The 25,371-nt window shown below is 60.8% G+C and carries 27 protein-coding genes, 8 pseudogenes and 1 other annotated feature; of the genes and pseudogenes, 16 read left to right on the top strand and 19 right to left on the bottom strand.

The genetic code is table 11. From position 1 onward, the window contains the following. Positions 1 to 64 precede the first annotated feature (64 nt). The 9 genes from CFB39_RS37695 to CFB39_RS37655 all read right to left on the bottom strand — a co-directional run bounded on the left by CFB39_RS37695 (position 65) and on the right by CFB39_RS37655 (position 9,373). Positions 65 to 544, bottom strand: a complete 480-nt coding sequence (locus tag CFB39_RS37695; RefSeq protein WP_089476860.1) for a hypothetical protein — start codon at positions 542 to 544, stop codon at positions 65 to 67. Between the two features lie 71 nt (positions 545 to 615). Then, positions 616 to 1,545, bottom strand: a complete 930-nt coding sequence (locus tag CFB39_RS37690; RefSeq protein ID WP_089476859.1) for a tyrosine-type recombinase/integrase — start codon at positions 1,543 to 1,545, stop codon at positions 616 to 618. A gap of 218 nt (positions 1,546 to 1,763) precedes the next feature. Then, positions 1,764 to 2,156: a DUF2471 family protein gene (locus CFB39_RS37685; protein ID WP_089476858.1), complete on the bottom strand. Its 393-nt coding sequence runs from the start codon at positions 2,154 to 2,156 to the stop codon at positions 1,764 to 1,766. 90 nt (positions 2,157 to 2,246) lie between these two features. Beyond that, the gene (locus tag CFB39_RS37680) at positions 2,247 to 2,588 is read right to left on the bottom strand and encodes an H-NS family nucleoid-associated regulatory protein (RefSeq protein WP_226113879.1); all 342 of its coding nucleotides are present in this window, start codon (positions 2,586 to 2,588) and stop codon (positions 2,247 to 2,249) included. Between the two features lie 74 nt (positions 2,589 to 2,662). Continuing rightward, positions 2,663 to 5,812: an error-prone DNA polymerase gene (locus CFB39_RS37675; RefSeq protein WP_089476857.1), complete on the bottom strand. Its 3,150-nt coding sequence runs from the start codon at positions 5,810 to 5,812 to the stop codon at positions 2,663 to 2,665. A gap of 6 nt (positions 5,813 to 5,818) precedes the next feature. After that, complete coding sequence (locus tag CFB39_RS37670; RefSeq protein WP_179257804.1) at positions 5,819 to 7,297, bottom strand: DNA polymerase Y family protein; 1,479 nt, start codon at positions 7,295 to 7,297, stop codon at positions 5,819 to 5,821. Further along, positions 7,218 to 7,934, bottom strand: coding sequence for a translesion DNA synthesis-associated protein ImuA (gene imuA, locus CFB39_RS37665; protein ID WP_089476856.1), 717 nt, complete (start codon positions 7,932 to 7,934; stop codon positions 7,218 to 7,220). Before imuA ends, CFB39_RS37670 begins: the two co-directional genes overlap by 80 nt. Before the next feature lie 73 nt (positions 7,935 to 8,007). Then, positions 8,008 to 8,919 carry an SOS response-associated peptidase family protein gene (locus CFB39_RS37660; protein ID WP_089476855.1) on the bottom strand — a complete coding sequence of 304 codons (912 nt, stop codon included), beginning with the start codon at positions 8,917 to 8,919 and terminating at the stop codon, positions 8,008 to 8,010. A 127-nt stretch (positions 8,920 to 9,046) separates the two neighbouring features. Continuing rightward, a complete protein-coding gene (locus tag CFB39_RS37655; protein ID WP_089476854.1) occupies positions 9,047 to 9,373 on the bottom strand; it encodes an H-NS family nucleoid-associated regulatory protein in 327 nt (108 codons plus the stop codon). A 37-nt stretch (positions 9,374 to 9,410) separates the two neighbouring features. Between CFB39_RS37655 and CFB39_RS37650 the strand changes: the two genes are divergently transcribed. From CFB39_RS37650 to CFB39_RS37595, 14 genes are all read left to right on the top strand, one after another. Beyond that, positions 9,411 to 10,208, top strand: coding sequence for a tyrosine-type recombinase/integrase (locus CFB39_RS37650; protein WP_373452772.1), 798 nt, complete (start codon positions 9,411 to 9,413; stop codon positions 10,206 to 10,208). A 168-nt stretch (positions 10,209 to 10,376) separates the two neighbouring features. Then, on the top strand, positions 10,377 to 10,628 hold the full coding sequence (locus CFB39_RS37645; protein ID WP_017425280.1) for an AbrB/MazE/SpoVT family DNA-binding domain-containing protein: 252 nt from the start codon (positions 10,377 to 10,379) through the stop codon (positions 10,626 to 10,628). Continuing rightward, positions 10,622 to 10,972 (top strand): type II toxin-antitoxin system ChpB family toxin, encoded by a 351-nt coding sequence (locus tag CFB39_RS37640; protein WP_060321556.1) that lies wholly within the window; start codon positions 10,622 to 10,624, stop codon positions 10,970 to 10,972. Before CFB39_RS37645 ends, CFB39_RS37640 begins: the two co-directional genes overlap by 7 nt. 221 nt (positions 10,973 to 11,193) lie before the next feature. Then, a complete protein-coding gene (locus CFB39_RS37635) occupies positions 11,194 to 11,379 on the top strand; it encodes a hypothetical protein (protein ID WP_060349285.1) in 186 nt (61 codons plus the stop codon). A 195-nt stretch (positions 11,380 to 11,574) separates the two neighbouring features. Further along, positions 11,575 to 12,054 (top strand): hypothetical protein, encoded by a 480-nt coding sequence (locus CFB39_RS37630; protein WP_089476853.1) that lies wholly within the window; start codon positions 11,575 to 11,577, stop codon positions 12,052 to 12,054. A 113-nt stretch (positions 12,055 to 12,167) separates the two neighbouring features. Next, entirely contained in the window at positions 12,168 to 12,653 is a 486-nt protein-coding gene (locus CFB39_RS37625) for a hypothetical protein (RefSeq protein WP_089476852.1), read from the top strand. 31 nt (positions 12,654 to 12,684) lie between these two features. Next, positions 12,685 to 13,200, top strand: a complete 516-nt coding sequence (locus CFB39_RS37620; RefSeq protein ID WP_089476851.1) for a hypothetical protein — start codon at positions 12,685 to 12,687, stop codon at positions 13,198 to 13,200. Positions 13,201 to 13,257: 57 nt separating this feature from the next. Next, positions 13,258 to 13,488 (top strand): hypothetical protein, encoded by a 231-nt coding sequence (locus CFB39_RS37615; protein ID WP_089476850.1) that lies wholly within the window; start codon positions 13,258 to 13,260, stop codon positions 13,486 to 13,488. A 38-nt stretch (positions 13,489 to 13,526) separates the two neighbouring features. Further along, on the top strand, positions 13,527 to 13,820 hold the full coding sequence (locus tag CFB39_RS37610) for a hypothetical protein (RefSeq protein WP_089476849.1): 294 nt from the start codon (positions 13,527 to 13,529) through the stop codon (positions 13,818 to 13,820). 132 nt (positions 13,821 to 13,952) lie between these two features. Continuing rightward, positions 13,953 to 14,270 carry a hypothetical protein gene (locus tag CFB39_RS37605; RefSeq protein WP_089476848.1) on the top strand — a complete coding sequence of 106 codons (318 nt, stop codon included), beginning with the start codon at positions 13,953 to 13,955 and terminating at the stop codon, positions 14,268 to 14,270. 24 nt (positions 14,271 to 14,294) lie between these two features. Then, the gene (locus CFB39_RS37600) at positions 14,295 to 15,020 is read left to right on the top strand and encodes a GIY-YIG nuclease family protein (RefSeq protein ID WP_256991560.1); all 726 of its coding nucleotides are present in this window, start codon (positions 14,295 to 14,297) and stop codon (positions 15,018 to 15,020) included. Between the two features lie 31 nt (positions 15,021 to 15,051). Beyond that, positions 15,052 to 15,393 (top strand): hypothetical protein, encoded by a 342-nt coding sequence (locus CFB39_RS39970; protein ID WP_144030388.1) that lies wholly within the window; start codon positions 15,052 to 15,054, stop codon positions 15,391 to 15,393. Positions 15,394 to 15,412: 19 nt separating this feature from the next. Beyond that, the gene (locus CFB39_RS39965) at positions 15,413 to 15,616 is read left to right on the top strand and encodes a hypothetical protein (RefSeq protein WP_144030387.1); all 204 of its coding nucleotides are present in this window, start codon (positions 15,413 to 15,415) and stop codon (positions 15,614 to 15,616) included. Positions 15,617 to 15,674: 58 nt separating this feature from the next. After that, positions 15,675 to 16,007: a hypothetical protein gene (locus tag CFB39_RS37595; protein ID WP_089476846.1), complete on the top strand. Its 333-nt coding sequence runs from the start codon at positions 15,675 to 15,677 to the stop codon at positions 16,005 to 16,007. 65 nt (positions 16,008 to 16,072) lie between these two features. Here the strand turns inward: CFB39_RS37595 and CFB39_RS37590 are convergent. From CFB39_RS37590 to CFB39_RS37550, 9 genes and pseudogenes are all read right to left on the bottom strand, one after another. Further along, positions 16,073 to 16,407 (bottom strand): annotated as a pseudogene (locus CFB39_RS37590) (Tn3 family transposase); the annotation flags it as partial. 14 nt (positions 16,408 to 16,421) lie between these two features. Beyond that, entirely contained in the window at positions 16,422 to 17,009 is a 588-nt protein-coding gene (locus CFB39_RS37585; RefSeq protein WP_089476845.1) for a chorismate mutase, read from the bottom strand. Between the two features lie 763 nt (positions 17,010 to 17,772). Beyond that, a pseudogene (locus CFB39_RS41085) lies at positions 17,773 to 18,096 on the bottom strand (hypothetical protein); the annotation flags it as partial. Then, positions 18,074 to 18,645, bottom strand: a pseudogene (locus CFB39_RS37575) (IS3 family transposase); the annotation flags it as partial. The pseudogenes CFB39_RS41085 and CFB39_RS37575, both read right to left, overlap by 23 nt. Then, positions 18,248 to 18,364 (bottom strand) — a sequence feature (AL1L pseudoknot). It overlaps the preceding pseudogene by 117 nt. 48 nt (positions 18,646 to 18,693) lie before the next feature. Beyond that, positions 18,694 to 18,873, bottom strand: a pseudogene (locus CFB39_RS37570) (IS30 family transposase); the annotation flags it as partial. Further along, positions 18,861 to 19,854, bottom strand: a pseudogene (locus CFB39_RS37565) (IS3 family transposase). The pseudogenes CFB39_RS37570 and CFB39_RS37565, both read right to left, overlap by 13 nt. Before the next feature lie 69 nt (positions 19,855 to 19,923). Beyond that, positions 19,924 to 20,913, bottom strand: coding sequence for a zinc-dependent alcohol dehydrogenase family protein (locus CFB39_RS37560; RefSeq protein ID WP_089476844.1), 990 nt, complete (start codon positions 20,911 to 20,913; stop codon positions 19,924 to 19,926). A 61-nt stretch (positions 20,914 to 20,974) separates the two neighbouring features. Beyond that, positions 20,975 to 21,277: a helix-turn-helix transcriptional regulator gene (locus CFB39_RS37555; RefSeq protein WP_089476843.1), complete on the bottom strand. Its 303-nt coding sequence runs from the start codon at positions 21,275 to 21,277 to the stop codon at positions 20,975 to 20,977. Positions 21,278 to 21,547: 270 nt separating this feature from the next. Continuing rightward, positions 21,548 to 22,240: pseudogene (locus CFB39_RS37550) on the bottom strand (IS256 family transposase); the annotation flags it as partial. A 91-nt stretch (positions 22,241 to 22,331) separates the two neighbouring features. Here CFB39_RS37550 and CFB39_RS37545 point away from each other — a divergent pair. Beyond that, positions 22,332 to 22,671 (top strand): annotated as a pseudogene (locus tag CFB39_RS37545) (integrase core domain-containing protein); the annotation flags it as partial. 103 nt (positions 22,672 to 22,774) lie between these two features. Here the strand turns inward: CFB39_RS37545 and CFB39_RS37540 are convergent. Beyond that, entirely contained in the window at positions 22,775 to 24,517 is a 1,743-nt protein-coding gene (locus CFB39_RS37540; protein ID WP_089476842.1) for a thiamine pyrophosphate-binding protein, read from the bottom strand. Between the two features lie 511 nt (positions 24,518 to 25,028). On the opposite strand from CFB39_RS37540, the pseudogene CFB39_RS37535 reads away from it, so the two are divergent. Next, positions 25,029 to 25,337: pseudogene (locus CFB39_RS37535) on the top strand (transposase); the annotation flags it as partial. Positions 25,338 to 25,371 lie beyond the last annotated feature (34 nt).

Raw genomic sequence — 25,371 nt, 5'->3', positions numbered from 1 at the left:
GTTGTTGGCGATCGGACTCAGTACATGACGCCCAGCCGAGGCTACACGCCCGCGTATTAGGCGCTTACACGGACGTCGGCCGGTCGAGGATGGCCGCGAGACTGTCGTCTGCGAGCGTAGGAGTCGCATGCGCGGTCTGCAGGCGGGTCCGGCCGACCACCAGGTCACGGGAGTTGATCGAGATCCGTTCGATATGTCGGCCACGTGCGGCCTGCTGAGCGGATCGCTCAAACGGAAATCCGCGATGTATGTAGTCCTCGAGATCGGCTTCGACGAAGACGATGTGATGTTGGCCGGCCTCGGTCAACGCAACGCAAAGCAGGTCGAACGGGATGCCTGTCAGTTCGCGATCGGCGATTCGGTTGAGGATTCCGTCGCGGACGTTGTGATCGGTGATCAGGAGGTCCTTGTTGCCGCCGTGGTTCTCGACCTGTATGACGAGCTGCTTCGGTTCCGACGCGAGCGCGAGCAACCGGTAGCGGCAGACGGCGATGCCGCCGTTGGCGGAGTAGACGAGGTCCGTGTAGCGCGATACGTAGTCCATATTGAATGCTCCAATAGCGAAAAAGCCAGCGAACTTGCTGGCTTTTTCAGGCTATCGAGGCGGGGCGGAAGTCAAGTCTGGAGTGCCGCTTGAGGCTCGGTCGGGATGGTTGCCCGCATGCGGATCACAGTGCGCTGGCTCGTCAGGCCCAAGAGATGCATGACGTCATCGTTGCTTCTGCCGGCGAGCAGCAGGCGCCTGGCGAACGTGTTCCGCAGGGTGCGCGGGCTCATATCGGGGAGCCGAACGTCGATCGCGAGGAGCTCGTCCCGAACGATGCGGCCGAGCATCTCGTCGGTCATCGGCCCGCCTGCACGGGGGGACGGGAACAGTAGTGGGCTGTCGGCGGCCGCGGACAGGTTCCGCCATCGCGCGAGCGCCGGTTCCGCGAATTCGGCTACGTTGACCCGGCGTGCTTCGCGCGGGCCGCGCTTCGGGATTTGAAGGCGCGGCCGCGCCGGCGACAGATCGAGGTCGACGGCGGCCGCCTGTCGGATTTCCTGCGCGGTAATGCCGGTCGAGAGCAATAAGCCAACGATGGCGCGGTTCCGCAGCGCGCGATCGTCGAGCCCGTCGATGGCCCGGATCGACGCCTGTAATCGAAGATCGTCGGCTTCGAGCAAGTACACCGGGACCGGTTCGTCCGCCGGCCACGTTTGCGTCAACGCATAGGCGGCCGCTGGATTGGTCTTGCGCACGCCGACGTCGACCAGGTGTCGGCCAAGCCTGTCGAGAAGCTTCTCGTAGCGCAGGCGCGTCGTGGTGCCGGGTTTGCACCGGCGATCGAGATCAGCGAAGAACGATTCGAGGTGGTCGGGCCCGAAGGTGGCCAGCGACCGATGAGCGGCGGCGAGGTGGCGCATGAAGCGTTCAAACATCGCTTCGTGCTGGACGATCGACCTCGGCGAGAACGCACGCCGATCAGCGCCTGCGGCTTCCGTGCGCTGCCACTGCTGATAGGCCTCGGTCGGTGCCGACAGCCAGAGAGTCGGTTCGTCCATTCGATCTTATATACTGAATATTGGATACCCCAAGCATAACGCGAATCTGCGATTCGCGTCCTTCGTCTCCAAGAGGAGGGGGTCGTCCGGCGGCAGTGCTGACACGGCCGCCGGCGCGTCGTGAGAGCATTGCGGACGCATCGCCGGTGGCTCTGCGCCATGGCTACGGTCACGAGACCCGTGGCGGGCCATACCGATCAGTTGGGGCAACGTTCGCCTCACACTTCGTCGTCGCGTTGTGCCGCCGGACGCGCGGTCAACAGGTAGTCCTGGACACATTCGTAAGCGATCGGCAGCCACCGTGCGGACAGGCGCCAGTCGATCAGCCCGTTCAGATCGATGCCCGGCAGCGTAGTAGGCCCGATCCGGGGAAGCGCGGCGACTACTGCGGCTTCGTTGCGGCTTTGGAATGCAAGGTCCGAAAAGGCTTCCTCTTCAATCTCGAGCAGCGCAGGCCAGGTGATCGAGGGCACCAAACCTGAATTGAAATGGCGCTCCGTTATCGACATCACGATTCGGCGCAAGTCTTCCGTGGCTCGTTCAAGCGCGTGTTCGAACATCACCGAGTCCGTTTCCAGATCCATGATTGCGGGATTATCGGAGGGTTTCATGGGGAGTCGTTGAATGGTACGCGGCGGGCTGGATTGCGTATCCCCGCCGCGAGCGAGATAGGTTGAATGTATCGAGTGTCGCCGCGCTGTTCAAGCGTGCGTGGCCGGCGCCTCGATCCGGTACTGCGAGCGGTCCTTGCCGTCAATCCACTTCGGCGGCCGGCCGCGACCGCTCCACGTCGCGCCAGTCGCGGGATCGCGATACCGAGGCTGAACGGTCTGGCGCTTCCGAATCTTGCTCGTGCCGAAAATCTCCCGCGTCGAAAAGTCGAACTCGTCCACGAGTCGTTTGACTTCCTTCAGCGCATTCGAGCGCTCTCCTGCCTTGGCGGTCTGAATTTCCGTTTCAAGGGCAGCTCGCCGTGCGAGCAGTTCTTGGAAGGTCGACATCATTTCTCCAGTCGTGGTTAGGAAATCGATATCGACCAGCATACGGAGCGATCTGGTAAGTCAAGTTTTCGCAATTCACTCCGCTGGGCCGCCCATACGGCTCCGGCCAACCAAAATCAGCGAAACTCCCTCGCCGTCGTGGGCAGTGCCCCGAGAAGTTCGGACCGGTCGACGAGCTTGCTCGCGATCAGATGCCGAACTTTACCTTCAGCCTGCCACACGCCGTACACGGCGAGCAGCGCGGCGCCGAGCGCTTCCTTCCGAAACTGCTCCAGCAGGCCGGGCCAGAGGATCACGTTGACCTGGCCCGTCTCGTCCTCCAGCGTCATGAACAGCACGCCGTTGGCCGTGCCCGGCCGCTGCCGCACCGTGACCAATCCGCACGCGCGCGCGAGCTGGCCGCTGCGCAACGTTGCCAGCTGCTCGGCCGACTGCAGGCGATCGAGCGCGAGGCGCTCACGCAGCAGCGCCAGCGGATGACGGCCGAGCGTAAAGCCCATCGCGCGATAGTCCGTCACGATCTCGTGGCCCTCCGATGCTTGAGGCAACGCCGGAACCGCGTCGTCGCGCTCGGTACCGCGCAGCAAATCGCGATCAGGGACTGCGGCGGCCGCCAACCAAAGCGCCGCGCGTCGATTGCCGCCGGCCAGTGAGCGAAGAGCGTTCGCACGCGCGAGCACCTGCAGGTCGTGCCGATCGAGCCGCGCGCGGCGCGCGAGATCCGCGACGTCGACGAATGGTCGCGCTGCGCGTGCGAGCTCGATGCGGCCGGCGACATCTTCGCGCATGCCGCGCAACAGCGAGAAGCCAAGCCGCACGGGCGCCGACGTCGTCGGCCCTTCGAGCGCTGAATCCCATGTGCTCACGTTGACGTCGACGGGCAGCACCTCAACGCCGCGGCGTCGCGCGTCCTGCAGCAGCTGCGACGGCGTATAGAAGCCCATCGGCTGGCTGTTGAGCAGGGCAGCCAGAAACACGGCCGGTTCGTGGCGACGCAGCCATGCGCTCGAGTAGACGAGCAACGCGAAGCTGGCCGCGTGGCTTTCCGGGAAGCCGTAGTCGCTGAAACCCTTGATCTGCGCGAAGATCGCCTCGGCGAACTCGTGATCGTAGCCGCGCGCGAGCATGCCGCTGACCAGGCGCTCGTGATACGGCTCCAAGCCGCCCTTGCGTTTCCAGGCCGCCATCGCGCGCCGAAGCTGGTCAGCCTCACCGGCGGAGAAGCCGGCCGCGAGCATCGCGACCTGCATGACTTGCTCCTGGAAGATCGGCACGCCGAGCGTGCGCTTCAGCGCCTTCTCGACGTCGGGCGAAGGATAGGTGACCGGTTCGAGCCCCTGACGCCGGCGCAGAAACGGATGGACCATGCCGCCCTGAACCGGGCCCGGCCGGACGATCGCCACTTCGATCACCAGGTCGTAGAAGCATTGCGGTCGCAGGCGCGGCAGCATCGACATCTGCGCGCGCGATTCCACCTGGAACACGCCCATGCTGTCGCCGTCGCACAGCATGTCGTAGGTCGGTTTGTCCTCTGCCGGGATGTCCTGCAACTCGAAAGTCTCGCCGCGCTTTTCCGAGATCATGTCGAGCGCGCGTCGCACCATCGACAGCATGCCGAGCGCCAGGACGTCGATCTTCAGGATGCCGAGCGCCTCGATGTCGTCCTTGTCCCACTGGATGATCGAGCGATCGTCCATCGCTGCGTTCTCGACCGGTACGAGCCGGGTGAGCTTGCCGCGGCTGATCACGAAGCCGCCCGAGTGCTGCGACAGGTGACGTGGATAGCCGAGCAACTGAGCGGCAAACGCGGCCCACTGCTGATTCAGCGGCGCTTCGGGATCGAGACCGGCCTCTGCAAACCGCTGCAGCAGATCGGCGCGCGAGTCGAACCAGTGATGCTGCTTCGCCACGCGTTCGACGATCGCCGGATCCACGCCGAGTGCTTTGCCGGCTTCGCGCAACGCGCTGCGCGGCCGGTATGTCGTGACGGCGGCCGTCAGCGCGGCGCGATCGCGCCCGTACTTCCGGTAGATGTACTGCATGACCTCTTCGCGGCGCTGATGCTCGAAATCGACGTCGATATCTGGGGGTTCGGCCCTATTTTTTGAGACAAAACGCTCAAACAGCATGTTGGAGCGGGACGGGTCCACCTCGGTCACGCCAAGGCAATAGCACACCGCCGAATTCGCCGCCGATCCGCGCCCTTGGCACAAGATTCCCTGTCCCCGTGCGAATTGCACAATGTCGTAGACGGTCAGGAAGTACGGCTCATAGTGCAGCTCCGCTATCAGTTGCAGCTCGTGCTCGATCTGCGCCTGGACGTCGACCGGGATGCCGGCAGGGAAGCGCCGGCGTGCGCCGATGTAGGTCTGCTCGCGCAGGTACGTCGCCGGGTCGGTGCCGGCCGGTACCAGTTCATCCGGATACTCGTACTTCAGGTCGTCGAGCGAGAACGTGCAGCGTCGCGCGACACGCACGGTTTCCTCGAGCGCGCCGGCGGGATAGAGGTTGGCGAGCCGCAGGCGCGATCGCAGGTGACGCTCCGCATTCGGCGCGAGCTCGTACCCGCACTCCGTTACCGGTCGGCCGACGCGAATTCCCGTCAGCACGTCCTGCAGCGGCTTGCGCGACCGCACGTGCATCAGCGGCCAGCTGGTGGCCACCACCGGCACGCCGTGGCGCGCGGCGACGCGCTCGACCACGCCGCGGTGGATGTCGTCCATCGCGCGTGCGTGCAGCGTCAGCGCGACCCATGCGCGATCGCCGAACACGCGTGCGAACCATTCGACCTGCGCGTCGAGGCGCTGCTCGTTTGCCGGGAAGTCCGGCGACAGGATCGCGATGCAGTCGGGCAGGCTGCGGAGGTGGGTGTACGGCGCTTCCGGATGCTCTAGATCAAGCGGCGCTAGGCGGTACGTGCCTTTCTTGCTGCGCATCCGACCGAGCGAAATGAATTCGCAGAGGTTGCCGTAACCGTCGCGATTCATCGCGAGTGCGGTGAACGCGATCGCCAGCGCGCCGTCGGCGGCCGTTAGCCGGAAGTGCGAGCCGATGATCAGCGGCATGTTCGCCGCCTTCGCTTCGACGTGCGCGCGCACGACGCCGGCCAGCGAGCATTCGTCGGTGATCGCGATCGCGCTGTAGCCGAGCTGCGCCGCGCGCGCGACGTATTCCTCCGCGCGCGACGCACCGTGCAGGAATGAAAAATCGGAGGCGACCTGCAGTTCCGCGTAGGCGGGCAGGGCGCCGAAACTGCCGGCGTCCATGACGGATCAGCCGAACAGGCCGTGCAGGAAGAAGCGCGCTTCGCTCTCGTCGCTGGCTGTCGGCCGCTCCTTGTAGATCCAGTAGCAGACGCCGTGGTCGTCCTCGGCAACGAAGTAGTCGCGCGTCACGGTCTGCCCGTCCTGCCAGCCGCCTTCGATGCGCTCGCCGGGCGAAACCATGCGCAGCGGTGTGCCGTAGAACGGCCGATGCTTGCGCGTGAGCAGCGGCACTGGCTTGGCAAGCAGCCAGGCCGGGCGCGGCAGATCCGCCGGCAGCGGCGCCGGCTTCGGCGCATCGCGCATCGGCACCCAGCGAGCGGCCGGCTCCGGACGGTAGTCGGCCATGGGAGCCGGTACGAGCACGTTCTCGGCGCCGAGCCGTGCCGTCAGCAGTTCGAGCAACCGTGCGTGATCCTGCGGCGTGCCGCCGGGCTCCGGGAACAGGGAGTCGCTCGGCGCGGCCGCTTCCTGCACCCTGCGGGCGATCAGGCGCACCGCAATCACGGGCCCGGCGAGCTCGACGTGGCCGAGCCGCTCCTTGACGAGCCGCGTGAGGTATTCCTCGAAGCGGGTAGGGGCACCCAAGGCGATCTCGATCTCGGTTGGCGCGATCGCGTCCCGCCCGCGCTCGTGCTCGAGCAGCAGCGCGAACGCGGCGACGTCCAGCTGCTTCGCGGTGAGCCAGCCGGTCAGCTGCAGGATCAGCCGGCGCGCGACGAACAGCAGCGCCTCGGCGTGCTCGACGCGGTCCATCAGTTCGACGCGCGTGTCGAACGACGGCGGCATTTCGAGCCAGTCGTATGGGGCCGGCGCGGTGCCGGCGACCTGGTCGAGCCAGTCCAACAACTGCGTACCGCAGCGCTTTTTCAGCCCGGCGCGCGGCAAGCGCTGCAGATCGGCCAGAGTTTCGCAGCCGAGATCCTCAAACCAGTTCGCGTAGCGCCGCGCGTCCGGCGCCACGACGAGCGGCACGCGCGCGAGCGCGCGGCGCAGCGATCGCGCGGACAGCGCGAGACCACCGCGCAGGCCGCGAGCGACCATCCACGCGGCCGGACCCGACGAGGCGACGGATATCGCTGCGGTGACGCCGAACGACGCGACGACGTCGCGCACGTGCTGGCGCAACGCGCGGATGCCATGGAAGAGGCGCAGGCTCGCCGTCACGTCGAGCACCACCACGGCTTCTTCGGCGTCGACAACGTTCGGTGTGAACTGCAGGAGCGCATAGGCAACGCCGAGCACGAGCTCGCGCTCGCGCGCGGCGTCGCGCTCGCGGATCTGCGCGTCCGGCGCGAGCGACAGCACGCCACCGCGGCGCATGCCGGCGACCACTCCGAGCGTACGCGCGGCGCGATCGAGCGCCACGACGCGGCCGCCCTCAAGCACGACGAGCCCGCGCGCATCGTCAGGCGACGGCGCCGGCGATCGCGGCCGGAACACTTCGAGGTTGAGGTGCGGCAGATGCACGCCGATCCAGACTTGCATGGCGGTTCAACAAAATCGGCGAGGGGGACAAAGGGACGAACAGCGGCGTGTCGCGTGCCGGCCCACGGCGCTTCACGAACGTGACGTCGATTCCGTCGCGCTTAGGCGCCAGCGCGAGCCGCAAGGGTGCTGGCGAAGCGTCGCGCGCGGCGGCCGCCGGCCGGAAGAGATAGAACAGCGCCTGGCCGCTCTGTGCGGCCAGGTTGAGCCGCCGTAATCCGTCCGTACGGACATGCGGCTGCCAGATCAGCACGGCAGCGCACGTGCCGGCGCGCAGCGTCTGTTCGGCGGCCCACAGCGCATCGGCCGTGCGCGGCGCCGGCAGCGTCACGAAGCCGGACGGGTCGATGCCCCAATATGCGAGCGCCAGCGGCTGCAGCGCGTGCGGCGGCTGGATCAGCATCACCGGCTTCCCGGCCACGCGCGCGAGCACGGGCGCCAGCAGCCGAAGCTCGCCGATACCAGGCTGCGGCGCGAGTAGTTCGATCAGCGCGCCGGCCGGCCAACCGCCACCCGGCAGTTCGGCTGTCAATTCCGGATGGCCCGTGTCGACGCCGCGCGTGCCGGAACGGGGCAGTTGCGACGCCTTCCACAGACTCGGATGAATCGCTTCCGGATGGGCGAGGGCGGGGTGCATGGGGTCGGTTACGCAAAACACTGTATTTTTATACAGTATATGCCAGAGATAACCGCCCCTCCAACCCCCGCGTTTACGCTGCGAGCTGGTGCTCGTAGTACGGCCGCTCGCGGTCGGCCAGGATCTCGCGCAACTGCGCGCACCGGGACGGGTCCGGTGCGAGCCAGGCGTCGACGTTCGAGGACTTGATCGGCACGATGCATCGGTCGTGTCCGGCAGCCGCCACTTCGGGCGGTGGGTCGTCGGTGATCGCCGCGAATGACCAGAGGTCGTCTGCGCCCGGGAACTCGGTGCGCGTCCATAGGCAGGCGACCTGCATGTGTTGCGGCGGCATTGGATCGAAGCGAAGCACGACATTCTGGCCGTCGCGCTTCACGTTTTCAAAAAACGCGTCGACCAGTAGTAGGCCGTGCGTGAAGCCGAAGACTTTGCGCCAGGCCGTGGAAAGTGAATCTACGCGGCTGTTATAACAACCGGGCTTCGCCCTCTCATCTGCCTCGGTCCATCCCGGTATGCGGCATCGATATCGCATCGGTACGATCAGCCGCTTGCCTTCGAGGTCGATCAGCACGGGCGCATACCAGCCGGGATAAATCCGCGATTCGCGCTCCTGCAGGTCCGTCCGACGAAGATCGTCGAGCCCGCGCATCGCCGCTTCGATCTTGTCCGTGGCGATCCGGACGTCCTCGCTGGCCTTCTTCGTGACCTTCGCGGCAAGCTTCTTCTCGGCCGCGGCGAGCCGCGCGCGCTGCTCGAACAGATCCGTCTCCAGCTTCCGTGTTCGCTGGCTTCGATACGCGGCGATCGCGGCAGTGATCTCTTCATCGACACCGGCGAACGCGGCCTCAACCGCTTTCGGGATCTTGATGTCGGCCCCGGATGCGCGCGCGAAGAAGATGCGCCTGAACGTCTCGATGTCCATGTCGGCGCCATAGCACCGCACGTACTCCCGGTAGTTGGCTTGGATCTTTGCGGAATAGCACATTGCCGTGTCCCCTAAGCAACCGTTCAGGGACAGGGTACCGCAAGTTTTGAGCATGGACCTACCACTGTCGCGACGTTCGGCCGATCGCCGAACGTCCTCCCCGAACGATCATCGCGAGGACGAGCCGTCAGGCGTCCTCTCCGGGCCACCACGGTTTTGCAGCACGCTCGACCAGGTAGTCGTCGAGATTCTTGCCTTCCAGCCATTTCGGTCGCGGCCCGAATCCAGACCATTGTTTACCCGAAGAGGGGTCGTAGTACTTCGCTTGCGCCTGCGGTTTGCGGGATTTCCGGAAGCCCGCCGCGCGCAGTAGTTCCTCTTCGGTGATGCCATAGAGCGCAACGTGCTCCTGGACGCCGGCCAAATACGCCTGCTTCTCGTCCTTTTTCACGTCTGCGAGTCGAATATTCAATTCGCGGAGCTGAGCCTGTAGGTCTTGTAGTTCAGTCGTCACGATCGTTGCCGAGTAATTGCAATAGGACGGAATGGTAATGGATGGTCGGCGCCACGCCGAATTTTCCGAGGTTGTGAATAAACAAGCCGTGATAGGCTCGAAAAAGACCCCTACCAAATCTCTCTCTGAATACGTCATTAACCTGTCCAGTTCAGAGGGACGCATGGCCCAAGCTGCAACACTTCGCCCGGCTCAAATCCGGCATCTACTCGCCGTCACGTCTGCAACATCGCGCCATCCGGAACGCGATTGTCTCGTTCTCCTGCTAGGCATTACATGCGGGATGCGCGTCAGCGAAATAGCTCAAATCGAAGTTCAAGACGTGTTGTTTCCATCGGGCGCAATCCGTTCAGAGGTCAGTCTTCGGGCCGCAATCACGAAGGGTTGTCGGCAACGATGCGTCTATCTCACGCATCCTAAAACGGTTTCGGCCCTGGAGTGCTATCTGACCCATCGCATTGCACGCGGCATGGGAACCGAGCTAACCGCAGAGCGCTATCGAGGTCTCGCGCCGTCAACTTGCCTGGTCCTTGCTGGCACGGGCCGCAAGTTTGCGATGAGCACCAAGCGGCGCATCAACGAGGCCGGGGAGCCGGTTGATTACTCGGCGTGTGACAGCCTCCAAGCCTACGTCACAAAGCTCTACAGGGATGCCGGGATACGCGGCGGATCGTCCCATTCAGGACGGCGCTCGTTCGCCAGTAACCTGATTGAGCAAGGGCACGACATTGAAACGGTACAGCAGCTTTTAGGTCATGCGGAGCTGGAGCATGTTCGGCCCTATCTGGCCGTGTCCGATAAAAAGCTACGGCAGATGTTTTGCGAAGTGTTATGAGAGCCATTTGGCGCTTGCGGGGCATTGAGTTTCGGCGCGGGATGCCGTTAAACCGGGGAGCCGTTTATGGGGCCGTCAAGCGAGCCGCGCGTAGACTCAATGTAGATACAAAACGCTTGCCTTTCTCATGGTGAGTGTCTACAATGGATCTACATTTGGAGCGATATCATGGAACTCAAGATTCAGAAATGGGGCAACAGTGCCGCCGTCCGGCTTCCCGCAGTGTTACTGGAGCAGATCGGCGCATCGGCGGGTAGCTCGCTGAATGCCGATGTGCGGCCCGATGGCGTATTGCTTACGCCTGCTCGTCGCAAGTATTCGCTCGATGAACTTGTCGCGCAGTGCGACGCGAATGCCCCTGAACCGGCCGACCTTGCTGCATGGGGTGAGGTCAACGCGGTGGGACGTGAAGCATGGTGAAGCGTGTCAAGTTCGAGCGTGGCGATATCGTGCGAGTCAGCCTGAATCCGACGATGGGAAAGGAGCAACAAGGGGACTTTCGGCCCGCGCTCGTTCTGTCTCCCGCTGCATTCAATGCGCTCGGCGTGGCGCTAGTCGCGCCGATTACGCAAGGCGGTGAATTTGCGCGATATGCCGGGTTCGCCGTGCCGCTCTCGGGTTCGGGCACCGAAACGCAAGGCGTCGCGCTTGTGAACATGGTTCGGACGCTCGATCTTGACGCGCGCGGCGCACGCAAGGTTGAGCGCGCGCCGGTCGAGGTTGTCGAAGATGCGCTCGCGCGCCTTCAAACAATTTTGGAATAACGGAAAACGTAGACATGGCAAAAGGCACGCACGTCGGACACGGCGAACTGACGGACAAGAAAGCGACTCTGTTGCGAATTTTGGCAGAAAAAGCACGGCTGAGCGGTGAACCCGGACCCCAGACAGGATCGCAAAAGGCGACATCCGCGTCGAAGCCCAATCGCACGGGGAACGGTTCGGTAAAAGCGTAGGAAATCGGAAAATCGGCAAACGGGGGCGCGATGGTGTTCGACACGATGAAGCGTGAACTGCGCGAGCTGGTCGACCTGGTTCGCCGAACGACCGAATGGGAAACGTCGGTCGCATGTGGGAAGGTGAATCTCGCGGACGTTTCGGCCGACGCTCGCTCGGCGCATCATGCGCGCTTGGAGCGCGTTGTTGAATTGCGCGCGAAATACGACCTGTAACGGAAAACGATGATCCTCCCGATCGCCGCGTTTTTGATTTGGATTCTGGTCAGCGGGCCAATCCTCGTGATCGGGATGCGCAACGAATGCGGCGCGCTTCGGGGCAAGATGGGGTTCGTCGCAATTTGGGCAGTGGTGAACTGCAGTCCACTTGCCGCCCTTGTGCTATGGGTCTGGAAGCGATAGGAAAGCGCCATGAAGGAAACGACATACGTCTTTAAGAACGCTGCTGGCAAGTGGGTGTCGGGCTTTCCGTCTCGGCAAGCAGCCATTGACGCTGCATTCGCCGACGGATTGACACAGTTCGAGACGGCCAGCGTCACCACGGAGCCACCCGCATATTTTGTCCGCTTTCTTGCACCAGTCGCGTTGAAAAAAATGATTGAAGGAATGAGCGACGGCGAAGAGAGCGGGCATGTGGTTGACAGCAACGGAGCCCGAGAGATTTTGGAGAAGATAGCTGCCGCCACGATTTCAGACGGCTTTCCCCTTAACGATGAGCAACCGTGTCCATCAGAATGGGACAAGGTCGTCGATCTTATGAACCGCATGCAGGACGCAGCAGCTGCTTGGTTTCGCGAAAACGGCTTCGAACATGCGACCGCCGGCTTCGTCGATTACGGGAGTACCGAACTGCATATTAAAGGGACGAGCTTGAACGTCCCGCTTCTTTGACGGCCGGCGACGAAATAGACAAAGGAAAAGCCTTAGCGCGGGCGCACACCGCACATCGGTCGGTGTGCACCGAGCTTAGAGCTGCAACGATTACTGGAAGGAAGTAAACACAAATGGACCAATTAAGTGAGAAGGTAGCGACCTACCAGCAGCGTGTGAAGGATTTCATGGTCCAGGCGCACGGATGGTGTACGGCACACGGGTTGAGGGTCGAAGAGACCCCAACGCATGTGTTGGAGTCGTATACCCCGAAATACGAGGCACGCTCCATCCGGATCTTGACTGTAGATAGCGACATTCCTATCGCCGAACTCCTCCCGACCGGCTCGGCCATCATCGGTGCGCATGGCCGAATCGATCTGAGGGGCCGTCTAGCACGTCATGCATTTCTGTATCAAACTGGCAAAGGACCCGGAATTGGGATAACCACGACGGCCGCAGATGGCACCATCTCGCACGAAGCCCCCACTCCGATTTACTCAGGGATCGACGGAGACGGGTGGTATTGGTACGAGGCTTCGATCCGGAAGGCAAAGCGCGTTGATGAAGCATTGTTCCTCGACTTGATCACGGACGTTTCGGACTATGAGTTCCAGTAATCCCCTCGCGCCAATATATAAGGCATATGAGGTGTCGAGCGATTGCTTTAAGGTCGCCAAGCGAACAATCCGGGACCAGCAGGCAACGCTCGTACATCGCACCCAATTTTACGGACTCGCCGAAGCTGACGCGAATTCCGCCATTTCGGACGCAGCCAGTCAAGCATCCGATCTCGCCATTCTGGCACTGTTCGCAACATTCGAACGGTTCGTGATCGAGCATCTGCAAACAGCGAATCAGCGTCTGAGCAACGGATTTCCGGCCGGATACTCAAGCAAGCTCGCGAAGAAATTCAAAGATGAGGTCGAGTATTGGCGACTTGACCAAATTCTCGACTTATTTAAAGGCGAAATCGACGGGGTATTGCTCGGGCAGGCCAAGCAAATCAAGGATTATCGCGACTGGATTGCTCACCGAAATCCGCGCCGAGCTCCGCCTGCGCAGGCTGAACCGCGCGCGACATTTGAGGTGCTGACTCAAATCATCGAACAGATCCGATCCAAGCACACGCCACCGGCGGACGCGCCCCAGATGCAAGGGCAGTAGCCAATGTGCTGAAAAACTGATCGGAAAACTCTGGCCGAGCCAGGGAAGGGAAGTGATATGAATGCGAGCGAGACGTTCGACAAGCTGTGTGTGCTTATCGACCAGGCATGCCGTGAGCGCTCGTTCGGTATCGCGATCAGCGGTGCCGAAGCGCATGGAATGGTCAGCGGGCAAGGTAACAATCGTTGGAGCTTAGATTGCGACTTCGAGCTCGTCGACGCCACCGGTGCCAAGGATCATGGTTGGCCGGAAGGCTTCGAAGTCGAAGTTCTCAACCAGTCCGCGTGACCAACCTGAGCTAAAAAAAACGGCGGGAGAAACAGACAATGTACGAGAAGCAGATGAGCGCGATTGCGGAAGGCTTCCAGCTTGTGGCCAACAGCTATGAGGGCCACGAGCAAGCGGTCCTCGATGTCATTGCTGATTGCCAGAGCGCGATGGAAGAAGAGCGAGAGGGGGCAATCGGCGCGTGGGAGCAACGCGAACTCGACTACGCTCGGGTCGCCGTCCGAGACGGCTTCCTGCGACTCGCTTTAGTGGCCGCTGAAAAAGCGCTGATCGTCAGTCAATTGCCGCGGGACGAATACGAGTACGGTCTGAACTACGGTCGCCCTCAATGACACGGAAAACGCTATGTATCTAGGAGCAATCTCGATCCGTTGTCAGCACTGTGGCCGTCTTGCTTTGTGCAGCGCAAGCAAGGGGATGTGGTGCGGTCACTGCAAGAACGGCACAGTGCGATAGGAAACCGTATGCTGCTTACCACCGCGAAACAGGCTTTAGATCTACTGGCCGACGCCATAGCGCGGACTGTAGCTGCACGAGGCTTCAACGAAGCCTGCGAGTATGCAGTACAGCTTGGCCTGACCGGTGGTCAAACCGGCTCGTTGACCAAGCTTGAATACCGGTTCGAGGGTGTGGACGAATCTGGCGCCCGGGTTGAACTGCACGTGCGCTCGTACGATCCTAGTGGACCGTTCCAAAACATACCGGATATCAATCGTTTCACGGTGACCCTCACCGAAAACGGTGTGCAAACGGGGCGGTATCACGACGAGTACAACGACTAGAAAAACTGCCTCAGCATTATGTCGATGACGGCCGGATCGACGAATCGAAAACTCGACCGCTTAATTATGTCCGGAAAGAAAGACTACCAACGGCTTGTGAACGCCGATGGAATCACCCACATGGCCAGAATGCTCAGCTTTGTAGCTGAGCAGAACCTAGAAGTCCTGCGTGTCGGGTCGACACACGTCAGCGTGATGAGCATTGACGGCCGCCGATTCCGACTCTACCTCGGAAACCACGAAAGGGCACGCAGAGCAGGGCAGCCGGTTGGCCGCGACGTCGTCTACGACTTCTGGATCTACGTCCTCTTTGCTCAAAGCGCGGCCGAAAAGGCGTGCTACATTGGTCAGACACGCAACGTGAGTAGGCGAATGCGAGAGCATTGGAGGCGCCGCACCGGCAACCAGGGCTCCCGATCGTTGTTTGATTGGGCCGAGGAGAGGAGCCTCGCCGTGAACGTGACGCTTGTGCAAGCGGTATTCGGTAACCAGCAGGATGCAGATTGTGCCGAGGCCGAATGGTTTGCCCGAGCCGCTGCGGCTGGATATGAGCTCCCCGGTGCAGAGGTATGGGGGCCGAAGGCGCGAGGTTCTCGGATACCGACCCATGTCTGGCCCTGTGCCAAACTACAGCGCAATGGCTGTTCGTTGGAAATGGTTGCCTCTCGGATGATTAAAATTATTGAATTGCCGAAGAATTCAGAGTTGAGGGATGACGACGTTGAGGAACCAAGCCCTCGAATGACCTGAAAGCTCGATCGCAGACACCGGAGAACATCAGATGCGAAAAATTATTCAACTTTCTATGACAACCACTGGCAACGGCCCTCGCGATGCTGAACAAGAGCTTGTAATCGCAGCTCTTTGCGATGACGGCTCGGCGTGGCTAATCCGCCCGGACGACGGTGACTCTCGCTGGGAAAGTTTGCCGGAAATTCCTCAGGGCGAATTGCTACAAAACTGGCTCGCTGAAGTTGGCAAATGCCTGACGCGAAACCACTTGATGCGCCACGATGCGATCAAGGGCGCCCTTAAAGATAACAATAAAATCTTGGTCGACATGTTCGAATCGGACGTTGACGCAGTTGCGGCGGCCAGTGAGCTGAACCAGCGTTACCAGTAGTCGGAAAGCGGAAGAGCTCGTGAAACAAGTCTGCGGGCTTTGTCACCAGCCTCTGGATGGATTGATCAGCACATGCGCCGGTCATCCGATATCGGGAGAAGTCGGCCTTGCGTTGAAAGAAATCGACCTCTACGAGTTCGACCAGCGTTTTTTCAATGACGTCGACAGCGACCTCGTTGACCAGGTGCAGAAGGCGCCACGCGGTTCACGGAAAGAAGACTAGGAAAACATTGGCGCCGAGCGCCCGGAAAAGGCCCGAAGCCGGAGATGAGACGTCAACCATGGAAGACAGCAAAAATTCGTTTGTCAGCAGTCCGGGGCTGATATTGGACCGTATTCTCACACTCTCGGCTGACCGAGGGCGTGAGGCCGCCATGGCGGCCCTGACCAAAGTAGTGCGTGACGACGTCGAGACGGAAAACCGAGAACCTGGCAGATCTCCCGTGACGCTTCTTTGGTACGTAGTTGGGGTTCGTATCAGCGGAGACCCGACGTTCCATGTGCAGCCGTCGTTTGTGGACGAGCTGTCTCTCAGTGCGCACGGGCAGCAGCTCTATCGCGTTCACCTGGCGGCTATCGATGCTTTCCGAGAACGCACCGGCAGTGCCTCATAAGTCGGAAAACGCCCATGAAGACAATTCGGTGGATGCTCGCTACCTACCTATCGATGCCTGCGGCACTCGAAACGGCGCTTGCGGATGGCACGGTGCGTACCCGTCACGTAGGACAAGCCGAACACTGGACACTTTGCGCTTGCGCATCGCCGTGGATCGTATCGGGCTTGACGTTGGCGCCGTTCAGGATCAGCCCATCAAGAATGTAGACGGCCTCGTGAACGCCGCTCGGAATGAAGTGGCTGAACAGCGCGATGTATATGTCGGACACGTGGTAGTAACCGATCCTGCCATATCCACCATAGCGGACGTGATACTCGGACAGCAGGTTCTGCTCGTACAGGCTCCACTTGGTGCCGTCCGCCGACGCGCGCTTGCCGCTACCCCAGTATTTCGGCAAGCAGCGGCGCAAGTTCAGGATCTAATGCATATGTGCGCAGTCGCCCTATCCAGAGCCACGAGGCGGAGGGTATCGAGCGCCTTTTCCTGGGCAATTTTCCCCACCGCTATCGCAACAAGTGCCTGACAATCTGCAGAGCTACGTAGAGGCCCCACATCCTGCAAATTCTGGAGAATTGAGACCTGGAGCTTATCCAGTTCAGGACGAATTACATCGGTCAGGCTTTGCCGTGGAGTCGCAGGGGCACCGCCATCACGTCGCCAAGTATTGAGTAGCGCATACTGGACTTCCTTGCTGGCTTCGATCTGGTCTGTGAAGATGTTTGCCGCATCGTCAGTAGTCAATCCAAGAGAGGCAGCCATTACAGATGCGTTCGCTATAACTTGCGCCTCTCGCTTAGGGTCGCAGACAGCTTGACCGGTATCCCATTTGCTAAGGGCGACTTGGGCAGCTGTGTCCAGGCGGTCGGCTATGCTGCGGACGAGTGGCACGAACGCATTAGCTGGAGCCCCAATCGCAGATAAGCATCCCGAAACGATGCACGTGGAAAACGCATATTCCACGATTCGCCGGGATCGCGTGCGGCCGAAAATCACTTTCATTTTGTATTCCTATATAATTCATCTTACGATGTTCGATACGTGGCTTTGCGGAAAATTTCTCATTCTTTAGAGGGATGGCTTCAGAATTCAAAATAAATGTACGCTAAGGTGACTTTCCCTGACGCGAACTGCGAGGCGTTCGACGCCATTTGTCCGTCAACACCGTGAGTGCCGCCCGCGTCGTGATCGTGCTAGCATCAGTGCCGTAACACGCCTTGATGCAGAGGTAGTGGCGCGGATTGTCGCGTAGTTGTGGGAACAGCGAGGGGGGATTCGGCGCCATAGCCGGACTGAGCTGCAGAACCCATACTTGCCATAGCACGCAAGTGCTCGACGACGGTCAACTGTTGCGTAACCCGTAATCTATTTCGCTCATGCACAAACTGCGGTTCCATATGAGATGCAATGCGTCCTGTGATCTCGGAAGGTCTTCCCAAGCAGACCGGCCAATGGCCCAGAGGGGTGAGGGCGACTGGCGGGTTCGCCCGGCGACACCGGCTAGTGATGGGGCTGCTCTGCCGGGCCGGGCGGTGTCGCAGGCCCTTAAGTACGACCCGATCTGAGTTCAATGGTCACTTGATTCTCCTTTTATGGCGAGACATTCAAGTTGACACGCATTCGCTCGCCGTTTCCAGCCCTCAGGCGAAAAGAGCGATCGGGGCGCGAACCTGTTGCAAATTGAGTATCTATCCTCGATTCAGATCCGGGTTGTCCTAGCATTCTTGCCGATTCCACAGCCCAGCATAATTCCCTCTTTCGATCACTATAGAAACGCACATTTCTCCACAGAAAGTCGCGTTCTCTCATCGCCAATCGGAAAAAGTCTCCATATATGCGAAGAGTGCGATGTATCCGGTCCGGGGGAATAATCCGCGGTTGGGCGAAGGGGCCTGAACCTGACGGACTGAAGTCTCCGGTTTTGCTGCCACACGTAGTCGCCCGTCAGGTTGATGTGCTTCCAGCCCAGCGGCGACAAATACGGGAGCAGCGGCGCTGTGTCGGCCGGTACACTTCGCGCGTGAACGGCCTGAACGGCCTGAACGGCCCGCTCGAGGTAGACCGTGTGCCACCGCAATGCCTTCCCGGTTCATCTGCTTCCAGACCTTCGGCACGCCATAGACCTGCATGTTGGCCTGCCAGACACGCTTGATCTCCGGTTGCAAAAGCTCATCGCGTTTCGCGCGGGCGCAGCGTTTCGACGGATCGCGAAGTTGTGCTGCATGGCGTCGGTAGCCCGACGGGGCAATCCGCAAGACCTTGCAGATCGGCTCGACCCCGAAGGTGTCGCGATGCTGATCAATGAAGGCTTTCAGGACTTGAAACGGCGGTCGAGCTCCGCCTGGGCGAAAAATGCGCTCGCCAGTTTGAGAATCTCGTTGGTCCGGCGCAGTTCCTTGACCTCGCGCTCCAAGGCTTTGATGCGTTCACGCTCGGCCGTACTCACGCCATCGCGCTCTCCACGGTCGACCTCGTCGCGCTTAACCCAATCCAACAGCGTCTGCGGCGTGCAGCCGATCATTGGCGCAATCGATTCGACGGCCGCCCACATCGACGGGTGCTCGCTACGCTGCTCGCGTACCAGGCGCACTGCGCGCTCTCGGACTTCCGGGGAAAACTTGCTTGGCTTCTTGTTCATGGCTCCATTCTCTCAAGAGTTGGAGCCTCCACAAAACTCGGGGCGGTTCATACCGCCACGCTCGCGAAACCAGCGTGTCCCTGCCGCCTGGGACACGCCAACTGCCGCAGCAGCCTTCTCGCTTGTGATTCCGGTCGCAACCTGCTCCCAAAACTGGCGCTCAACCTCGTGCCGAAGCGATGGTGCACCTGGCGAGCGCATCGCTCCTCGCCTCGTCAACTGTTGTATCCACTTCGATGGACGACCCATGAAACACCTCCTGGATTAAGGTGTTGCGACGACCGGTTGAATCCACCTTGAGCGCCGCGATCGGAGTGCAGCAGCAATCCCGGTGGCGGTTTGCGTTGCAAGCACGCGCTGCGCAACTCCTGGCAGACCAGGTCCGCGTTGATCCGCTCGGACATCGACCAGCCGACGATGCGTCGGCTCGCCAGATCCAGGATCGCCGCCAGATACAACGAGCCCTCGCCGGTCTTGATGAACGTGATGTCGCTTACCTAGGCTTGATTGGGCCGCCAGCCATCGAAACGCCGATCCAACAGATTCGGCGCCACCGGCAGGCGATGGGTCGAATCCGTCGTCACCCGATACGGGCGCTTGTAGACCGGGCGCAGCCGCTGCGACGCACGCGTTCGGCACTCGCCGGCCGGCCCTGAGCACGCAACTGTCGCACGATACGAGGACGGCCGTAGCTGCCGCGGCTGGCACGATGAATGGCGGCGACCTCAGCGTCCAACATGGCATTGGCCAGTGCCCGCCGACTTGGCTCCCGGCCGCGCCACTGGCAATAGCCGCTGCGCGACACACCCAGAACCCGGCAAAGCCGACTCACGCTGTACTGGTCGCGATGTGCGTCAATCCAGGCGTACCTCACCGCGCCCCCGTCGCGAAGTACGCCGTCGCCTTTCGAAGAATTTCGATATCCAGTTTTGCGCTGGCCAGTTCCTTACCCAGACGACTGTTCTCAGCCTCCAGGTCGCTGACCGGACGACGACTTGAGCTCGGTGCACTCGGCGCCGGCCCTGCTGCGGCCTGCGCACTTCCATCGCGCCGATCACGGTACCAGTTTCCCGGCGTCGCCACCGGCACCCCCAGCCTGCGAGCAGCCTCATGCTGACCGACGCTCTCAGCCAGCCGCACCGCCTCAACCTTGAATTCCTTCGTGTACTGCCGTCTCGGTACCACGTTCTCTGCCATGTTCTTCTCCATACAGTCAAAAAGTTTTCAAACTTCTTGCTGTACGTGGAATCGAGGCAGGGTCAAAAGGGCCTGCAACGGTTAAAGGCACACACTTTCGAGATGAGCTGACGGCCCGACTGCAATCGCGATTTTTCCTCTAACACCGTTGTTGGGACTCTCTAGTCGGGCATGGGCGAGCGGAATGTCGGCAAGGGAATAGACCGCGCCAACGTGCGGCCGCAGTTGGCCGCGCACAATCAATGCGCTCAACTCATCAAGCTTGCCGCGGTTTTGTCTGGTGAAAACGAAGTGATAGCTCGCGTTCTTGCCCCAGGCCTGGATGACGTTTTGTGGCTGTGCAATGTCCACGATCGTGACTACGCGGCCAAGTTGTGCAAGCGCGTCGGGGCTGCGCGACAAGGTGTTGCCGCCGATGGTGTCGAACACGACATCGACTCCGCGGCCATCCGTTTCCCGCATGATGGCGTCGACATAATCGTCCTTCTCGTAGTCGATGACCACATCGGCACCCAGGCTTCGAGCGAACTCGACGTTTGCTTCGCGCACGGTCGTGAACACCCTTGCGCCAATGGCTTTTGCGAGCTGGATCGCCACATGGCCAACGCCGCCCGAGCCGCCATGTACCAGAATGCTTTCTCCCACTCTCAGCGCCGCACGCACGACCAGTGCTTCCCACGCCGTCCCGCCAACCAGGGTCAGGCTTGCCGCCTCGAGATGGCTCAGCGAGGGAGGCTTCTTCCCGATAATGCCTTCGGCAGCAACGTGGTATTCGGCATAGCTGCCTGGGCCGTCGAAGATTTGCGGGGTGTACCAGACTTCGTCTCCTGGAGAGAAGGCCGTCACACCCGGCCCGACTGCTTCGACAACGCCAGATACGTCGTGTCCGGTAATGGCCGGCAGTTGCACCAGGTCGGAATAGTCGCCGCGTCGGACCTGGTAATCCAACGGATTGATGGAGGTTGCTTGTACCCGGACCAGGACTTGTCCCGTGTGCGGCACAGGCTTGGGCACGTCGCAAAGTTCGAACGATTCCGGGCTGCCAAATGATTTGAGCATGAGTGCTTTCATTGTAACTCCTTGTTTCTGTAAAAAGGGATATCGGGAATTATCGATATAATTGGGTAAAAAATTACAGCTCTTTGCCAATGCTCTTGGCAAGGGCGCTGATGGCTGCTTCGTTCCGCTTGTAGTAGGTCCACTGACCGATGCGCCTGACTTCGACCAGGCCTGCTCGTTGCAGGGTGGCAAGATAATCGGACACCGTTGACTGCGACAGTCCGACGCCTTCTTGAATACTACTGACGCAGACGCCCACCGTGAGAACGTCCCCTTCATCCTGCGGAGGGAAGTTTTTCACGGGATCCTTCAAGCCTTGCAAGATTTCAAGGCGTGTCCGGTTCGAGAGGGCTTTGAATATTTCGAGCAATTCCATGATGCGAGTATATCGGTATTTCACGATTTGTCAATATGAGAGTTGACCGCCGTAGAGTCAGCCTGGGCTCGAGCAAATCCTGGCAATCTGATGCCGAAGGCTCTGTCTAACGGGCACGGCCCAGGCTGGCGCCCGACCTCTTAGGATCGCGCACCGTCACGGCGATGTTCTGTCCAACCCGCTGCTCGATCACCGGCTTCCGCGGCACTGGGCATCATGTATGGGCCTGCCGCACCTCCAGGTACGCGGATTAAGGTTGAGGGCGGCTCAGAGCAGCTTGATGGCCGCTTCGTCATTCGAGAAGTGGCCGCGGGTCTTGACGATCTTGCGCGACTGCATGTTCAGTCATTCATCCGTTGTGTAGTCAACCCGTCGAATCTCCGACGGAAACACGAAGAACGGTACGACGTGTTCCAACGCGCGCTGCCAGATTGCACGATGGTCGGGTATTTCTCGCCCCACGGCCGGCGTCGAACACCTCCAGTGTTATGGCGGCTGCCTCGGCCGTTTGCGCCCGATAGACCTCTTTGAGTGCGGCGGCAGTCGGCTTGCGATCTTTCCAATTCGTGGAGTCCAGCGAGTTCCGGATCAGGTGCACGATGCAGGTCTGAACCGTCGTTTCCGGGAATACGAAGTCAATCGTTTCGGGGCAGCCGTTCAGCACGTCGACCACCGCAATCAGAATGTCCTGCACGCCGCGCAGTTTCAGATCGTTGACCACCCCGCAGCCAGAACTTCGCATCTTCGGTCTACTCGATCCAGAGGCCGAGCACGTCGCTCTGACCGCCGGTCTGGATGCCCAGCGCCAGATACACGGCTTTGTTGCTGACCACGCCGTCGTCTCGGATCTTCACGCGCAGTGCATCGAAGAACACCACCGGGGGCAGCTCTTCCAGGTCAGCGCCTTGGCCACGACCTGTCGGTAAGAGAGCTGATGAAGTCGGGCGAGACCTCGGTGCCGAAGTGACCTTACCCCGCCCTCCAACCGCTACTGCACTATTCGAATTCCTTAAACGCGATGTGATCTCATCTTCTGTAGCGCAAAGCGTTTGGCGGCAACCCCGCTTTCATTCGGTCGGACAACGGCGGCGCATTCACCGCTGCCAAGGTCGTGCAGCTGGCTGCGAGATGCTGCAATCGCCCCGGCCTTCATCGCTCCAGGCAGTCCGTGGAAAAACGGGTTCATCGAAAGCTTCAACGGCAGGCTGCGCGACGAATTGCTAAACCGCGAATGGTTCCGCAGCCGCGCCGAGGCCAAGGTGGTGCTCATCGAACGCTGGCGGCAGTTTTACAACGAGCGCTGGCCCCACAGCGCGCATCGCCATCAACCTCCGGCCACGGTCCGTCGAGCCTGGCTGGATTCCGACAATCTCGACTCGAGACTCACTGCCTGATTGGTTACAAAATTCCGCCGCATGTCAATGAGGCTCGCAGAAGATTTTTGTAGCCTCGAAAAACCGTAACCCGTTCGGGCCGCCAAGTTGACAATACCCCACATCAAACCAGGCCGACAGGGATCTCGATCAGGTTAGGCACACCCGACACAATGCCATGCTCGACCGCCACTGCAATGTCAGCGGCGCGGTCGACGCGGAGCGCATGCAAACCCCAGGAACGGGCGAGGGCAATGAAGTCGATGGGCGGATCATCCAGTTCCATGCCGATGAAACGGCTCGTGCGCGCACTCGCGAAATGACTTTGCGACTTCATGAACTTCTTCAGGATATTGTACTCACGATTGTTGAGCACGACGAAGGTGACTGGCAAACGTTCGTGCGCTGCTGTCCATAAGGCCTGCGGCGCGTAAAGGGCAGAACCGTCGCCTATGATGGCAACAACGGGCTCTCGTCCCAATCCGAGTGATACCCCGACGGCTGCGCCCATGCCCCAGCCCAAGACGGCCCCTCGTGTGCCGTAGTACTGCCGTGTACTGCCAGAATCCAGCGCACTGCGCAGAAGTGGCATCGTGGCAGGCGATTCGTCGACGATCGGTATCCTCGCGCCTACTGCTCGGGCCACCTCGTGTGCCACCACAAATGGCGTCGTGTCCGGTGAATCGACCTCGGACGCGAAGCGCAGCGCGAGATCAGTGCGCCGCCGTTCGCGTTCGCGCTGCGCGTTACACTTCAGCGATTCGATTGCGGCACGTTGGCAGTGCGTCGCCTCGTTCAGCAGCGGCACTAAGGCTTGGAGCGATTGCCGTAGGCTACCAACACACGCCAGGTCGGTTGCGTAAGTTCGACCCGGATCATTCGCGTCGGCCGTCAACTGAAATAGCTTGCAAGTGGCCGGAATAGCGGGACCTTCAGAATAAAGAATCGTCACCGTGAAATTGCCGCCGAGCGCGAAAACGGCATCGTATGGCTGGAGAGCCGCGCGAATGGCGGACGCAGTCGTGGGGAGATTGCCCGCCCACAAGGGATGCGACGTCGGAAAAGGGAGATGAGCAGGCCACGACGATCCGAACACGGTCGCACCCAGGATTTCGGCAACAACCACCACCTCCGCACTCGCCTCCGACGCGAACACATCGTCGCCCGCAATCAGGGCAAGCCGACCCGGCGCGATCGATGCCAGCGCGTCGGCCAGTTCGGGCAACGCACTGGCGACTGAGGTCCGGTCGATTGCAGACCGATGCGAGACAGGTCTGGTCGTGGTGCGCTCCATCACGTCCATTGGTAGCGAGAGGAATACCGGACCTGACGGGGCCGCGTTACTGTCGTGGAAGGCTCTTCGCACGAGCACCGAGATTTCGTCCGGATGTGCGATTTCATGCGCCCACTTGACCGCGGGTCGAGCGACCCCCAGTAGATCCCCATAAAGCAGTGGATCGGTAAAAGCATGACGCATATCTTGCTGGCCCGCCGTGACCACCAATGGCGTTTTTGCGGCCTTCGAATTCACGAGCGCGCCCATGGCATGGCCAAGTCCGCCCACCGTATGGAGATTAATGAACCCAGTGTGGCCGGATGCCTGCGCATAGCCGTCTGCCATCGCGACCACGGCGGCTTCTTGCAGACCCAAAATGTAGGACAGGTCCTGTACATCGGTGAGCGCATCGATGAACGACAATTCGGTCGTACCTGGGTTACCAAACACATAACGCACACCTTCGCTGAGGAGGATATCGACCAGCACTTCTGCGCCTCGCGGGGGTTGAACCTCGTCGAGGGCAAAGACATTTCTGTTTGTGCTGGAATCCCCCTTTTGCGGGGTGTTTCCCGAGAGAGTTTCAGCCATGTCTTCCTCTAACAAAGGGCGCAGGATAGAACGTAAGCAAAGCTGCGGGATTGAACATTCTTGCGCATCAACGACTTCTTTATCGCGAGTTGTTCCAGCGATCTGGTGTGGATCGGCCAGCCTTCGGTAGCTTTTGATCTGCTTTAGTCATCCTGGGCCAAACCGAGCGCGAGTTTTGCGGCAGATGTCACGGATCGCCGTTATGGAGCCAATCCGTGGTCGGCGTAAAGGAGCCACCTGATGATCGGCGCATTGACGCCAGTGATGCCGGGTTGTAAGCGCGGTTTGAACTTTCCCAGTCGGTACGCTTTGTTCTTTTTGAACGGAGCGCCTATGACCAACCGGAGGTTCGTATTGTTTGAGTATCGTCAAGTCCTTGTCCGTATGCAGCAAGGGGCGTTGTTGCATTAATCCCACCCGTGGCGATGACGTTTACGCACAACAGCCTGAGCGATGCCTCTGTTAACAATTCGGCATCCTGCGTAGATTCTCGATCTTTGCGTGCGAGAACATGCGCAAGGACAAGAGCGGGACGCAGGAGCCGAAGGCGAAATACCGCGTCAGAAACTGGGCGGCATACAACGCCGGCCTGATCAATCGAGGCAAAATCACGATGTGGATTGACGACGACGCTCTTGCGAACCTGCCCGACATCGCGCCCACGCGGGGGCGTCCGCGGCTGTACAGCGATGTGCTGATTCGGGCCTTGCTCGGACTGAAGACCGTGTTCCATCTTCCGTTGCGTGCCGTGCAAGGCTTCGCACAAAGCCTGCGTGACCTGGCTTTCGCCGATTTGCCGGTACCGAACTACACGACCGTGTGACGTCGCGCCCAGACGCTGCTGGTAAAGCTGC

This window comes from Burkholderia sp. AU6039 (genome assembly GCF_002223365.1).
GTDB lineage: Bacteria > Pseudomonadota > Gammaproteobacteria > Burkholderiales > Burkholderiaceae > Burkholderia.
This window is presented reverse-complemented; position numbering and strand designations above follow the sequence as displayed.

Excerpts from the sequence above, each read along its gene's own strand:
- CFB39_RS37640 (WP_060321556.1), top strand. The coding sequence starts at position 10,622 with ATGGTGAAGCGTGTCAAGTTCGAGCGTGGCGATATCGTGCGAGTCAGC.
- imuA (WP_089476856.1), bottom strand. The coding sequence starts at position 7,934 with ATGCACCCCGCCCTCGCCCATCCGGAAGCGATTCATCCGAGTCTGTGG.
- CFB39_RS37695 (WP_089476860.1), bottom strand. The coding sequence starts at position 544 with ATGGACTACGTATCGCGCTACACGGACCTCGTCTACTCCGCCAACGGC.
- CFB39_RS37585 (WP_089476845.1), bottom strand. The coding sequence starts at position 17,009 with ATGAAAGTGATTTTCGGCCGCACGCGATCCCGGCGAATCGTGGAATAT.
- CFB39_RS37690 (WP_089476859.1), bottom strand. The coding sequence starts at position 1,545 with ATGGACGAACCGACTCTCTGGCTGTCGGCACCGACCGAGGCCTATCAG.
- CFB39_RS37605 (WP_089476848.1), top strand. The coding sequence starts at position 13,953 with ATGCTGCTTACCACCGCGAAACAGGCTTTAGATCTACTGGCCGACGCC.
- CFB39_RS37615 (WP_089476850.1), top strand. The coding sequence starts at position 13,258 with ATGAATGCGAGCGAGACGTTCGACAAGCTGTGTGTGCTTATCGACCAG.
- CFB39_RS37675 (WP_089476857.1), bottom strand. The coding sequence starts at position 5,812 with ATGGACGCCGGCAGTTTCGGCGCCCTGCCCGCCTACGCGGAACTGCAG.
- CFB39_RS37635 (WP_060349285.1), top strand. The coding sequence starts at position 11,194 with ATGGTGTTCGACACGATGAAGCGTGAACTGCGCGAGCTGGTCGACCTG.
- CFB39_RS37625 (WP_089476852.1), top strand. The coding sequence starts at position 12,168 with ATGGACCAATTAAGTGAGAAGGTAGCGACCTACCAGCAGCGTGTGAAG.
- CFB39_RS37660 (WP_089476855.1), bottom strand. The coding sequence starts at position 8,919 with ATGTGCTATTCCGCAAAGATCCAAGCCAACTACCGGGAGTACGTGCGG.
- CFB39_RS37630 (WP_089476853.1), top strand. The coding sequence starts at position 11,575 with ATGAAGGAAACGACATACGTCTTTAAGAACGCTGCTGGCAAGTGGGTG.
- CFB39_RS37680 (WP_226113879.1), bottom strand. The coding sequence starts at position 2,588 with ATGCTGGTCGATATCGATTTCCTAACCACGACTGGAGAAATGATGTCG.
- CFB39_RS37600 (WP_256991560.1), top strand. The coding sequence starts at position 14,295 with ATGACGGCCGGATCGACGAATCGAAAACTCGACCGCTTAATTATGTCC.
- CFB39_RS37560 (WP_089476844.1), bottom strand. The coding sequence starts at position 20,913 with ATGAAAGCACTCATGCTCAAATCATTTGGCAGCCCGGAATCGTTCGAA.
- CFB39_RS37670 (WP_179257804.1), bottom strand. The coding sequence starts at position 7,297 with ATGCAAGTCTGGATCGGCGTGCATCTGCCGCACCTCAACCTCGAAGTG.
- CFB39_RS37555 (WP_089476843.1), bottom strand. The coding sequence starts at position 21,277 with ATGGAATTGCTCGAAATATTCAAAGCCCTCTCGAACCGGACACGCCTT.
- CFB39_RS37610 (WP_089476849.1), top strand. The coding sequence starts at position 13,527 with ATGTACGAGAAGCAGATGAGCGCGATTGCGGAAGGCTTCCAGCTTGTG.
- CFB39_RS37595 (WP_089476846.1), top strand. The coding sequence starts at position 15,675 with ATGGAAGACAGCAAAAATTCGTTTGTCAGCAGTCCGGGGCTGATATTG.
- CFB39_RS37650 (WP_373452772.1), top strand. The coding sequence starts at position 9,411 with ATGGATGGTCGGCGCCACGCCGAATTTTCCGAGGTTGTGAATAAACAA.
- CFB39_RS37685 (WP_089476858.1), bottom strand. The coding sequence starts at position 2,156 with ATGAAACCCTCCGATAATCCCGCAATCATGGATCTGGAAACGGACTCG.
- CFB39_RS37540 (WP_089476842.1), bottom strand. The coding sequence starts at position 24,517 with ATGGCTGAAACTCTCTCGGGAAACACCCCGCAAAAGGGGGATTCCAGC.
- CFB39_RS37645 (WP_017425280.1), top strand. The coding sequence starts at position 10,377 with ATGGAACTCAAGATTCAGAAATGGGGCAACAGTGCCGCCGTCCGGCTT.
- CFB39_RS39970 (WP_144030388.1), top strand. The coding sequence starts at position 15,052 with ATGCGAAAAATTATTCAACTTTCTATGACAACCACTGGCAACGGCCCT.